The organism is Pseudomonas sp. IC_126 (assembly GCF_004331835.1).
Lineage (GTDB): Bacteria > Pseudomonadota > Gammaproteobacteria > Pseudomonadales > Pseudomonadaceae > Stutzerimonas.
Map to the genome: position 1 here is coordinate 795,970 of NZ_SJSS01000001.1, position 12,352 is coordinate 808,321.

The 12,352-nt window shown below is 61.5% G+C and carries 10 protein-coding genes; 3 read left to right on the forward strand and 7 right to left on the reverse strand.

What is annotated here, in order from left to right; translation table 11 throughout:
- The first annotated feature begins 14 nt into the window (after window positions 1–14).
- From pgm to E0D86_RS03700, 3 genes are all read left to right on the forward strand, one after another.
- Window positions 15–1,679: a phosphoglucomutase (alpha-D-glucose-1,6-bisphosphate-dependent) gene (pgm, locus tag E0D86_RS03690; RefSeq protein WP_131648600.1), complete on the forward strand. Its 1,665-nt coding sequence runs from the start codon at window positions 15–17 to the stop codon at window positions 1,677–1,679.
- A gap of 496 nt (window positions 1,680–2,175) precedes the next feature.
- Complete coding sequence (locus E0D86_RS03695) at window positions 2,176–2,946, forward strand: 3-hydroxybutyrate dehydrogenase (protein ID WP_131648601.1); 771 nt, start codon at window positions 2,176–2,178, stop codon at window positions 2,944–2,946.
- Between the two features lie 268 nt (window positions 2,947–3,214).
- Window positions 3,215–4,720: a methyl-accepting chemotaxis protein gene (locus tag E0D86_RS03700; protein ID WP_371924042.1), complete on the forward strand. Its 1,506-nt coding sequence runs from the start codon at window positions 3,215–3,217 to the stop codon at window positions 4,718–4,720.
- A 311-nt stretch (window positions 4,721–5,031) separates the two neighbouring features.
- On the opposite strand, the gene E0D86_RS03705 is transcribed toward E0D86_RS03700, so the two are convergent.
- From E0D86_RS03705 to E0D86_RS03735, 7 genes are all read right to left on the reverse strand, one after another.
- Window positions 5,032–6,519 (reverse strand): sigma-54-dependent Fis family transcriptional regulator, encoded by a 1,488-nt coding sequence (locus tag E0D86_RS03705; RefSeq protein WP_131648603.1) that lies wholly within the window; start codon window positions 6,517–6,519, stop codon window positions 5,032–5,034.
- Window positions 6,520–6,741: 222 nt separating this feature from the next.
- Window positions 6,742–8,109 carry a TRAP transporter large permease subunit gene (locus E0D86_RS03710; protein WP_131648604.1) on the reverse strand — a complete coding sequence of 456 codons (1,368 nt, stop codon included), beginning with the start codon at window positions 8,107–8,109 and terminating at the stop codon, window positions 6,742–6,744.
- 16 nt (window positions 8,110–8,125) lie between these two features.
- A complete protein-coding gene (locus tag E0D86_RS03715) occupies window positions 8,126–8,740 on the reverse strand; it encodes a TRAP transporter small permease subunit (protein WP_131648605.1) in 615 nt (204 codons plus the stop codon).
- A gap of 108 nt (window positions 8,741–8,848) precedes the next feature.
- The gene (locus E0D86_RS03720; RefSeq protein WP_131648606.1) at window positions 8,849–9,934 is read right to left on the reverse strand and encodes a TRAP transporter substrate-binding protein; all 1,086 of its coding nucleotides are present in this window, start codon (window positions 9,932–9,934) and stop codon (window positions 8,849–8,851) included.
- A gap of 559 nt (window positions 9,935–10,493) precedes the next feature.
- Window positions 10,494–10,889 carry a MerR family DNA-binding transcriptional regulator gene (locus E0D86_RS03725; RefSeq protein ID WP_131648607.1) on the reverse strand — a complete coding sequence of 132 codons (396 nt, stop codon included), beginning with the start codon at window positions 10,887–10,889 and terminating at the stop codon, window positions 10,494–10,496.
- A 121-nt stretch (window positions 10,890–11,010) separates the two neighbouring features.
- Complete coding sequence (locus E0D86_RS03730; RefSeq protein WP_131648608.1) at window positions 11,011–11,637, reverse strand: CoA transferase subunit B; 627 nt, start codon at window positions 11,635–11,637, stop codon at window positions 11,011–11,013.
- Between the two features lie 2 nt (window positions 11,638–11,639).
- Window positions 11,640–12,335: a CoA transferase subunit A gene (locus tag E0D86_RS03735; protein WP_131648609.1), complete on the reverse strand. Its 696-nt coding sequence runs from the start codon at window positions 12,333–12,335 to the stop codon at window positions 11,640–11,642.
- Window positions 12,336–12,352 lie beyond the last annotated feature (17 nt).

Below are 12,352 nucleotides of genomic sequence, written 5' to 3' on the forward strand. Positions count from 1 at the left end.
CAAAGGAACGACAGATGAGCATTGACGTCAACGCAGGACGCCTCCCGCACGAGAATTCCCTGGTCAATCTTCCACGCCTGGTATCCCGTTACTACAGCGAGCGCCCCGATCCGTCGGACCCAGCGCAGCAGGTTTCCTTCGGGACGTCTGGCCATCGTGGTTCGTCGCTGAAGAACAGTTTCAACGAATGGCACATCCTCGCTACCACGCAGGCAATCTGCGACTACCGTCGAGAGCAGGGCATCGACGGTCCGATTTTCGTCGGTATGGACACCCACGCGCTGTCTGAACCGGCGTTCGTTTCGGCTCTTGAAGTGCTTGCAGCCAATGGCGTCGAGACGCGCATTGACGCTGGCTGCAGCGAAACCAATGGCGAGCCCGGCTACACCCCGACGCCGGCGATATCGAACGCCATCCTCGAATACAACGTCGGCCGCAGCAGCGGCTTGGCTGACGGCATTGTCATCACCCCATCGCACAATCCGCCGGCCGATGGCGGCTTCAAGTACAACCCCACCAATGGCGGCCCGGCTGATACGGGCGTGACCAAGTGGATTCAGGAACGCGCCAACGCGCTGCTGGTCGCCGGGCTCAAGGGCGTGCAGCGAATGGATTACGCGCAAGCGCTCAAGGCTCCGACCACCCAGCGCTTCGATTTCATCGAAAGCTACGTGGGCGGCCTGGATCAAGTGGTCGATCTCGAAGCGATCCGCAATTCTGGCCTGAAGTTCGGCGTCGATCCGCTCGGCGGCGCCGGTGTGCATTACTGGACGCGCATTGCTGAACGCTATGGTCTGCCGCTCGAAGTGCTCTCCACCCGAGTCGACCCAACCTTCCGCTTCATGCGCCTGGATTGGGACGGCAAGATCCGCATGGACTGCAGCTCGCCACACGCCATGGCTGGACTGATCGAGAACAAGGACCGCTTCGACGTTTCTTTCGCCTGCGATACCGACCATGACCGCCATGGCATCGTCGCGCGCTCGGTTGGGCTGCTGAACCCCAATCACTACCTGGCCGTCGCCATCGAATACCTGTTCACCCACCGCCCCGAATGGAGCGCTGGGGCGGGTATCGGCAAGACGCTGGTTTCTTCCTCAATGATCGACCGCGTCGCCAAGGGCATCGACCGCCAGGTGGTGGAAGTGCCGGTGGGCTTCAAGTGGTTCGTCGATGGCTTAATGAATGGCAGTCTGGGCTTCGGTGGCGAAGAGTCCGCAGGCGCGTCCTTCCTGCGCAAGGCCGGTGGCGCCTGGTCGACCGACAAGGATGGCCTGATCCTAGGCCTGCTGGCGGCGGAAATCACAGCGGTAACCGGCAAGGACCCAGGCGAACGCTACCAGGCGCTGACCGATCGTTTCGGCGCTCCGGTGTACCAGCGCATCGACGCCCCAGCCAACCGTGAACAGAAAGCCAAGCTCGGCAAGCTGTCGGCCTCTCAGGTCACGGCGGGCGAACTGGCCGGCCAGCCGATCACCCAGATCCTCACCGAAGCCCCTGGCAACGGTGCTGCGATTGGCGGTTTGAAAGTCGTCACCGACAACGGCTGGTTCGCCGCTCGGCCATCCGGTACCGAGGACGTCTACAAGATCTACGCCGAAAGCTTCGAAGGCGAGGCGCACTTGAAGCGCATCCAGGAAGAAGCCAAGGCGCTGGTCGACGGCGTGCTGGCAGGGTGAGGCAACAAGCGCAATCCAGTAGGGATTGATTGTTGCGAGCACGGTTTTCATTACCGTCCAGCGGCTCGGACATGGGGCTCGCCGGTATGTGTCGCTCTGTGAGCATGTACAAAATGCTGGACATTGCACTAACTGGCTGAAGGGTAAGGACACCCATCTTCTCGTTCCGAACGCCCGCTATCGCGGGCGTCTCGACCTTTTTGCCCGGCCGCTCGCCGCTCTGGCATGGCTTTCGCTCTGGTTTTCCGGTCTCGCTTGTTTCCGTGCCGCACCGTCGATGCATTTCGACGGTGCGGCCGGCGCGATCAGAACAATAAGGAAAACCGTACATGAATGCCCTACGCACACTTTTCGGCGGATCAGCCGCCGGCACCCGACCGTCCCGCTTCACCATTATCCCGCCCAGCATGCTTCGTAACAGCCGCTACTCTGATTGTCATCAGGGTGCCATGTGCACCGCTGCCCTGATCGTTACCCGCAGCAATCGGAGACAGCCATGATTCTGAAAGGCAAAGCAGCCCTGGTCACCGGCTCGACCAGCGGGATCGGTCTAGGCATAGCCTGCAAGCTTGCAGCGGCGGGTGCCGACGTGATGCTCAATGGCTTCGGCGATGTGGAGGCGGCTATCGCCCGAGTGTCCGTCTATGGCACCCGTGTGCTGCATCACTCAGCCGACGTATCCGACGCCGAACAGATCGCCGAGATGGTCAGCCAGACCGAGCGTGATTTCGGGTCCCTCGATGTGCTGGTCAACAATGCCGGCATTCAGCATGTCGCTCCGGTCGAAAGTTTCCCGGTCGAGCGTTGGGACAGCATCATCGCCATCAATCTGTCCTCGGTATTCCACACCATGCGTTTGGCGCTGCCGGGCATGCGCGAGCGCAACTGGGGGCGGATCGTCAACATCTCCTCGGTACATGGCTTGGTGGCTTCGGCGCAGAAATCGGCTTACGTGGCCGCCAAGCATGGGGTGATCGGGCTGACCAAGACGGTCGCACTGGAAACCGCATCCACCGCAGTCACCTGCAATGCGCTCTGCCCAGGCTGGGTACTGACGCCGCTGGTACAGCAGCAGATCGACAGCAAGACGCAAACCCATGGCGACCCGGCCCGCGCGACGCGGGAGCTGCTGATGGAGAAACAGCCTTCGCTGGATTTCGTCACGCCCGAGGAGCTGGGTGATCTGACGCTGTTTCTCTGTAGCGACGCCGCCAAGCAAGTACGCGGCGCGGCCTGGAATGTCGATGGCGGCTGGCTGGCGCAGTGACGCTGCGGCCTTGATCGACCTTTGCGGCAAGTCTTCACGTTAACGCACTTAGGAACGGCGCCTGAGCTCTATGCGCTGGTGAGCAGTTGCGGTTCGCCAATGGTTGGCGCGCTGCCTTCATAAGGATGACGTCTCGATGAACAGCTTCTTTCGTCAGTTTCGTATCGGTCAGCGGGTCTGGATGCTTACCCTTGGTTTCGGTGTGGTCGTAGTTCTGTTCACCTGGTGGATGGTGGCCAGTCTGCAACGCAGTCTGACCGAAGAAAAAATGGCCGCCGTGGATGCGGCACTGACCACCGCCGTACGGGTGATGGAGCATTACGAGGGCAAAGCGCGCGCGGGTGAAATCACGCTGCCAGAGGCGCAAACCGGCGCGATGGAAGTGATCGGCACCATCCGTTATCTGGGCGACCACTATCTGTGGATCAACAACATGGATTTCGTCTGGCTAATGCACCCGGTCAGCCCGCAACTGGTCGGTCGCGATCTGCGTGATCTGAAGGACAAGGCCGGCAAGCCATTCGTGCAGCAGCTGGTGGACGGTGTGCGCAGCAACGGCTCCATGCGGCTCGAATATCTTTGGCCGCGACCGGGCGCCACCGAGCCCGAGCTCAAGCTGACCGAGGCACGCGGCTTCAAACCGTGGAGTTGGATGGTGTCCAGCGGTATTCACCCCGCCGATATCGATGCGGCCGTGAACCGAGAAGTGACGACAGCATTGCTCGTCGGCGCGCTTATTCTCGCGGCGCTCGCGGGATTCAGCATGCTGTTGATACGCAGCATCACCGGGCCCCTGCGTGAAACGGTAACCACCCTGGAAAAGGCTGCCGAGGGCCGCACTGACCTGACCGTACGCCTACCGACACAAGGTCGCGACGAACTCGCGCAGATGGCAGGCAGCTTCAATACGCTCATGGAGGCCGCCAGCGGCGTGGTTGGCCAGGTGACCCAGGCCAACCTGAAGCTGATGACCGCCAGCGAAGATTTGTCTCAGATCACCTCAGGCGCCCAGCGCGATGCCGAGCGGCAGGAAAGCGAAACCATCAGCCTGGCCGCCGCGATGAACGAAATGGTCGCCACAGTGCAGGAAGTGGCGCGTAGCGCCAGTCTCGCGGCTGATTCGACCAAGCAGACAGAAGCAGAGGCCGCGCAAGGTCGGCGGATGGTCGAGCAGACCATGCAGGAAATCGCGGACCTGACCGGCGATCTGTCGCAAGCGCGCTCGGTAGTGGAGAAACTGGCGAAGGATTCCCACGACATCGGCACGGTGCTCGACGTGATCAATGGCGTCGCCGAACAGACCAATCTGCTTGCGCTCAATGCTGCCATCGAGGCAGCCCGCGCGGGCGAGCATGGTCGCGGTTTTGCGGTGGTGGCCGACGAGGTACGCTCGCTGGCGCAGCGTACCCAGCGTTCGACTCAAGAGATCCACGCGATCATCGAGCGGCTCCAGTCAGGTGCAACCACGGCCGTCGAGCGCATGGCTCGCAATGCGGAAAAGGCACAATCGACGATGGAACAGGCCGCGCGCGCGGGTGAATCGCTCGGCGCTATCACCGTGGCGGTCTCGACCATCAACGACATGAACCTGCAGATCGCGACGGCCGCAGAGGAACAGACCGCTACGGCTGAGGAAATCAATCGTAGCGTCAACGGCATCCGCGACACCGCCAGTTCCGCCGGGCAGACGGTCACCCGAACTCGCGCCGCCAGTACCGAGCTGCGGCTATTGGCGCAAGAGCTTGGTGGTCAGATCGAACGATTGAATGCCTGATAGGCCCCGGTGCGCCGTCCAGTTCAAGCCTGGACGGCGCCATTGGGTCGATCATGGTGATTCGTCCAGATTATCAGCAGTTCTGCCTGAGCATTTCGGGGGTGGTGGGCGGGGCGTTCACTTAAGCACCTCCCACGAAAGCAGGCAGATGCACCTGACTCTGTGGGAGGCGCGACCTCGCGGCGAAAAAGGCCGCAGGCCATAGAGCGTCTTCAGCGCTAGAGAAAGCATTGCGGGAAGAGACACGTCTTTCGAGGGTTGCGAGGCAGGCTGTACGCCACCGAGCCGATGGCGTCTTGTGTCACGAAAGGCTAACGCTCGCTCAACCCGTGCAGCTGCAGTTTCGAATATAGGCTCGCACGCGAAATACCCAGCTCGACGGCGGCACGGCGACGGTTGCCTTTGCAGGTGCGCAGTGCATGTTGCAGCGCGCGGCGTTCGGCCTGAGCAATGCTCTCGGCCAGCAGCTGAAGCGGCGCTTCTTCCAAGGCGGATGGTTCGGTGAGGAGCGGCATTACTGTTGGCGGCACAGATGCGGCACTGCTGCTCTGCTCGCCAAGCAACGGGAGCAGATGTCGCGATTCCAGTGGCAGGCCATCGGCATTCAATTGGGCCCGCTCCAGCAGGTTGCTCAATTCGCGAACGTTGCCGCGCCAGGGTTGGCCGCAGAGCAGCGCTACGGCTTCGGGCGTGAGCTCCATCGGCGCATGGCCGGATCGATTGGCGATGTCATCGAGCAGATGTTCGACCAGCGCAGGAATGTCGCTGGCGCGTTCGCGCAACGATGGCACCTTGAGCGCGAGGACATTGAGGCGGTAGTAGAGATCGTCTCGGAATTGCCCGGCGGCGACCTTGGCTTCCAGGTCGATGTGGGTCGCGGCGATCACCCGCACGTTGAGCGGTTTGACCTGGTTGGAGCCCAGGGGCTCGATTTCCTGTTCCTGCAGCACCCGTAGCAGTTTCGCCTGCAGCGGCATGGGCAGATCACCGATTTCATCGAGGAACAGCGTGCCGCCGTTAGCCACTTCGAATTTGCCGATACGCGCCTTGCGATCCGCACCGGTGAACGCGCCTGGGGCGGTCCCGAACAGCTCGGCCTCCACCAGGGTTTCCGGGATGGCCGCGACGTTGACCGCGACGAAAGGGCCATTGGCCCGTGGCGATAGGTTGTGAATGCCTTGGGCGAGCAATTCCTTACCAGTGCCGGTCTCGCCGCGGATCAGCACCGTGGCGTCAAGCTGTGCCGCACGGCGGGCCTGACGCTTGACCTCGCTGGCGGCTGGGCTGGTACCGATGAAGCCGGCAATGGTGTAACGCGCGCGGCGGGCCTTGGCCAACTCGTTCTGGGTCGCGACCAGCTGCGTCTGCAGAATGTTGAACTTGGACATCAGCGGTCTGAGGTGCTGCGCCCGGTCGAACAGCACGAAGCCCAGCGCGCCGACCAAGGTGCCGTCCTCGTCCCGTAGCGGGATGCGAGTCACCACGAAATGCTCATCGCCGAACGCCATCAGGTCGAGCATGCTGGGCAGCCCGTTTTCCATGACCTCGCGTAGACGGCTGGCTGGCAGCACCTCTTCGATTTCCTTGCCAAGCACGCTGCGTGGGTCGCTGATGCCAACCTTTGCGGCGTACTTGTCATTGATCCAGACGATGCGCGCCTGGCGGTTGACCGCAATGGTGCCTTCGCACTGGGCGTTGAGGTGATCGAACAGCAGGGGCATCGCCACGGCGCGAAAGCGCTCCGGGGAGACGCCGATTATCAAACCATTGTGATCGAGGTCGTTGCGCGCAATCGCCATGGGCAGGGATGTCCGTTTGGGTTCCGACCGATTATGGAAGGCCCCGGCTGCCTCGGGCAAGGCAGCCGGGGCGAGGACGCATGCAGGCCGTTGAAAAACGCTGGCGAGGCAGGCAAGACAAGGCGAAAACGGCCGAGGAAGCGAAGTTTACGTGTTGTAAATGAGCTTCTGAGGCCGTTTTCAACGCCGTATTGCCAACGCAGGTAGTTTTTCAACAGCCTGTTAGCGCGCATATACCTCATTGGGCAACCACGTCGCCAGCGGCTCGAAGAAGAACACTAGAGCCAGGCCGAGCAGCTGGATCAGGATGTACGGCAATACACCGAGATAGACGTCGCGGGTGGTCACTTCTGGCGGACAGACGCCTTTGATGTAGAACAGGGCGAAGCCTACCGGTGGTGTCAGGAACGAGGTTTGCAGGCACAGCGCGAAAAGTATCGCGAACCACAGCGGATCGACGCCCATCGAGAACAGTACCGGTGCTACCAGCGGCAGAACGATCAAGGTGATCTCCACCCAATCCAGGAAGAACCCCAGCAGGAAGGTGATGAATAGCACCGTGAGCAATACGCCAGTCTGGCCGAACGGCAATCCGGTGAGTGCATCGCGAATCACATCGTCGCCGCCCAGGCCGCGCAGCACTGCGGCGAACACCGTGGCACCGATGAAAATGCCGAAGATGAAAGCGGAGGTGCGGCTGGTTTGGTAGAGCGCTTCCTTCAACACGGTGAGATTCAGCCTGCGGCTGCAAGCGGCCATCAGTACCGCGCCGAATGCGCCGACAGCGGAGGCTTCGGTGGTCGTGGCGATGCCGAAGAAGATCGAACCAAGCACAGCCAGGATCAGCACAAAGGGCGGCACCACGGCCAAGAAGACGTCGAGCAGCGCGCGCGCGTCGAGCTTGGGACGGTTGGCCGGAGCAGGCGCGAAGTCTTTTTTTACCCAGGCAACGATCACGATGTAGAGGATGTACATCGCAGCCAGCATCATGCCGGGGATCAGCGCGCCCATGAACAGTTTGCCCACCGAAGCTTCGGAGGTGCCAAGACGATCAGCCATTAGCACCAGCATGATGCTTGGCGGAATCAGGATGCCCAGCGTGCCGACCGAGCAGGCAGTACCGACGGCCAGGCTCTTGTTGTATTTGGCCTGCAGCATTGGGCCGATCGAAAGCATGCCGAGCAGCGCCACCGAAGCGCCGACGATGCCGGTGGACGCGGCAAGCAGAATGCCCACTAGCACGACCGTCACGGCGTAGCCGCCGCGCAATGGCCCGAGCACACGGACCAGGCTGTGCATCAAGCGCTCGGCGATGCCGGAACGGTCGAGCATGATGCCCATGAAGATGAACAGCGGCAGGGCGACCATCAGTTCATTGGCGACGATGCCGTAGATGCGGGCGTCCAGCACGCCGATGGTGCCTTCCCAAGTGAACCAGAGATCGGCATCGAAATGCTCGACCATGACATAGCCGAGAACGGCGAACAGAAGCCCGATGCCGGCCAGCGACCAGGCGACAGGGAAACCAAGCAGCAGGAGCACCATGAAGCTGGCGAACATGCCGATGACGAGTATTTGTTCCAGACCCATGATTACGGCTACTCCATCAGGGCTGCGGATGGCCGCGGTCGCGGTCATTCGGAGAGGCCGTAATGGCCCGTGGGAATTTGAACAACAGCGTGCTGCAGCGCGTGGCTTTGGAGAACAGCGCCAGCGCCAGGAGCATCAAGCCCAGCGGCAATGTGCTCTTGAAGATAAAGCGATGCGGCAGGCCGCTTGGCGCTTGCGAGCGCTCGTTGTAGATGAACGCCTGGTAGGCGAAGGGAATCAGCGCATCGACCATCAGCACAACGACAGGCAACGCAAGGAACGCGATGGCCAGCAACTCGATGATGGCCCGGCTGCGCAGGGTGAATTTCTCGCTCAGCACATCGACCCGCACGTGGTCGTCGCGTACCACGGCGTACGCAAGCGAAAGCAACACAGCGGCACCAAACAGGTGCCAGGACAACTCTTCCAGCGCAATGGAGCCACGCGCCAGCACGAAACGGCTGAACACATTGGTCAGCACCACCAGCAGGCACAGCACCCAGATCCAGGCGCTGAGTTCGCCGATGGCGACCAAGGCCCTGTCCAGCCAGTAAGACAGTCGGTTATGCGGCAGCTCGGCCTTGGCAGAGGCGGGCGCCGCGTCGTTGGGGGAAACGGGGTGAACGGACATGACGACCTCGGCAAATCCAGCACGGGCACGCGACGCAACTACACCGGTACGGCAACGGCCCGCTTGAAATAAGGGGCACAGCTGCGCTGCGCCCCTCGACTCGTGCGGTTACTCGTACTTGTAGTAATCGCGCGGCAGGTAGCCCTTGCCGTGCCAGATGGAGTGGTGCTCCATGAATTCGCGCTGGCTGGTCAGGACGCGCTTGAACATTTCGTTCTCCGCAGCCATTTCGTCGAGCACCTCGTTGGTGACGCGCTCGAGCTCACGCAGCACTTCTTCGGGCAGTACCTGCGCCTTCACGCCTTGCTTCTCGTAGTCACGCAGGGCGGTCGGCTGAGCCCATTCGCTTTCGGCAAAGCCCTTGAGCGTGGCGGATTCGCAGCCCATTTCGATCAGTGCGCGGCTTTGCGGCTCGAGCTTGTCCCAGACGCCCTTGTTCACCAGCAGGTGCGACGTGGTCAGCGTCTGGTGCCAGCCCGGCATGATGTAGTTCTTGATGATCTGGTCGAGGCCCAGCATCTTGTCCACCGCCGGCTGCGAAAACTCGGTAGCGTCGATGGTCTTGCGCTCCAACGCCTGGTAAATCTCACCGCCCGGCACCATGGTCACCGAGGCGCCGAGCTTTTCGAGCACCTTGCCGCCGATGCCGGCGAAGCGGATGCGCAGCCCGTCGATGTCTTCCAGCTTCTCGATGGGCTTGGCGAACCAGCCGGCGCCTTCCGGGCCGATGATGCTGCACAGCATCGGGTGGATGTTGCGCTCAGCGTAGATCTCCTCGAGCAGCTTCTTACCGTCGCCCTCGTAGTACCAGGCAATGTAGGCCGGCGGCTCCATGTTGAACGGAGCACCGGAATACAGTGGCAGCGCTGGGATTGTGCCCTGGTCGTAACCGATCCAGGTGTAGCCGGCCGGATACTTGCCGTTGCTTACCGCATCCATGATTTCGAAGGGCGGTACCAGCTCGCCGGGCTCGTAGTAGCGCAGTTGGATGTCGCCGCCCGAAATCGCTTTGAGCGACTCGGAAAGGTGTTTGACCGGTGTAGTCAAGCCAATGAGATGAGATGGGAACGCAAGCGGTACCTGCCAGCGAATTTTCTCGGTGGCCATTGCGTTGCCGCTGAGCAGGCTGGCGCTGAGAAGGGTGGTTGCACCGATGGCACAGGCGAGACGGGACAGTTTTTTCTTTGCTGACATGTTCAGGTTCCTTGTTTTTGTTGTTTTCGTAACCAGAAGGCTGTGGCCTGGCAGCGGTTGCCGCTTAACCGGAGCGGGGCGCGCGACTGCCGATCACCCGTTCGCTAGCTGTTCTGGTGTGTAGCGCAGATGTATTAGCAGGTTCTGTGCCTGACTTTCAGAAAACGCTGGAAAGACCGTTCTAGAGCGGTCGAGCCTAAGGCGTAAGCGAACCGGTGTCCAGCTCGCTGGACAGCTGGAGGGAGGGCGACATTGAGTGTCCATGATGCTGGACGAGTGTCCACTTGGCTGGACTGGCGGGGCGGCGAGGCGTTTGAAGAACGCGCCTGTCCGTCGCTGCATCGTAGGAGCGGAGGGACGATTTCACCTCAGAGAGCAGCACGAAATGCGGACGGCACAGGTCGAGTGAGAACCTAGCGAGCAAGATTCAGGCAAGGCAAAAACAGGCGACAAAGCGGAGTTTCCCGCTGTAAATGAGCCTTGATCGGACGCGACTGAGCCTGTTTTTAACGCAGCCTGGCCGAGCGCAGTCGTTTTCACCCGACCTGGGCAGTGCGTGTTAGATCGCTTCCTTACCGAGGGTGGCTTTCAGCGCGCTGAGGCAGCGTTCCTCGGCCGTATCGAGCTCCAGCTGCATCTGTTGAATGTCCAGCTGCTGTTGTTCGAGCTGCTGGCGGCGTTCGGTGATCATGCCGAGCATGATGTTCAGCTGTTTCTGGTTGCCGGCCTTGGGATCGTAGAGTTCGATCAAGGTCTTGCATTCAGCGAGAGAAAAGCCGATGCGTTTGCCACGCAGGATCAGCTTCAGGGCCACACGGTCCTTGGGGCTGTAGATACGCTCCTGACCACGGCGAGTGGGCGAGAGCATGCCCTGTTCTTCGTAGAAGCGAATGGCGCGAGTGGTGATATCCAGCTCGTTGGCCAGGTCGGAAATGCTGTAGGTCTGCTTTGCCATAGGTGTCCAATCTTGCGGGTCATCGGCTCGAGATGAGCCGGCGTATCGTTCTTCAGGTGCCGGCAAGGCTACACGCCGGCGTAAACCGTGCACAGTGGCGCATGGCTACCGCGCGTTCGGCTCATCGATGGATCGTGCAGCCGGTCGCGTCCCGCATCTGCTCGAAGCTCACGCCATCGGCCAGCTCCACGAGCTTCAGGCCTTGCTCGGTGATGTCCAGCACGCCGAGGTCGGTAATGATCCGGTCGACCACGCCAACGCCGGTCAGCGGCAAGTCGCACTGCTCGATGATCTTGTGCGCGCTCTTGGCCGTGTGCTCCATCAGCACCACCACGCGCTTGACGCCGGCCACCAGGTCCATCGCGCCGCCCATGCCTTTGACCATCTTGCCGGGAATCATCCAGTTGGCCAGATCGCCCTTCTCCGAGACCTGCATGGCGCCGAGAATTGCCAGATTGATATGACCGCCGCGGATCATGCCGAAGCTCATGGCATTGTCGAAAAAGGCGCTGCCGGGCAAGGCGGTGACGGTCTGCTTGCCGGCGTTGATCAGGTCCGGATCGATTTCTTCCTCGGTAGGGAAGGGGCCGATGCCGAGCAGGCCATTCTCGCTCTGCAGCCAGACGTCCATACCGTCCGGAATGTAGTTAGCGACAAGGGTTGGCAGGCCGATGCCGAGGTTGACGTAGAAGCCGTCCTGCAATTCCTGCGCGGCGCGCTGCGCCATCTGTTCGCGTGTCCAGGCCATGATCAGCTCCTCACCGTGCGTTTTTCGATGCGCTTCTCGGCGTTCGGGTTGTGGATGATGCGCTGTACGTAGATGCCCGGCAGGTGGATCTGATCGGGATCCAGTTCGCCGGTCTCGACTAGCTCGTCGACTTCTGCCACGCAAACCTTGCCGGCCATGGCTGCGAGCGGGTTGAAGTTGCGCGCGGTCTTGTTGAAGACGAGATTGCCGGCCTTGTCGGCTTTGTATGCCTTGACCAGCGCGATGTCGGCGGTCAGCGATTCTTCCATCACGTACCACTCGCCGTTGAACTGACGCGTTTCCTTGCCTTCGGCGATCAGCGTGCCGTAGCCGGTGCGGGTGTAGAACGCGGGAATGCCGGAGCCCCCGGCGCGCAACTTCTCGGCCAGCGTGCCCTGCGGGGTGAATTCGAGTTCCAGTTCGCCCGCCAGGTACTGGCGCTCGAACTCTTTGTTCTCGCCCACGTAGGAGGAAATCATCTTGCGCACCTGGCGCGTTTCCAGCAGTACGCCGAGGCCGAAACCGTCCACGCCGGCGTTATTGCTGATCACCGTGAGGTCTTTTTTGCCGGTGTCGCGCAGCGCTTCGATCAGCGCTTCGGGAATGCCACACAGCCCGAAGCCGCCCACGGCGAGGGTCATGCCGTCCTCGATCAGGCCGTCGAGGGCCTGCTGGGCGCTAGGGTAGAGCTTGTTCATAGCGTGCCTCTCTTGTT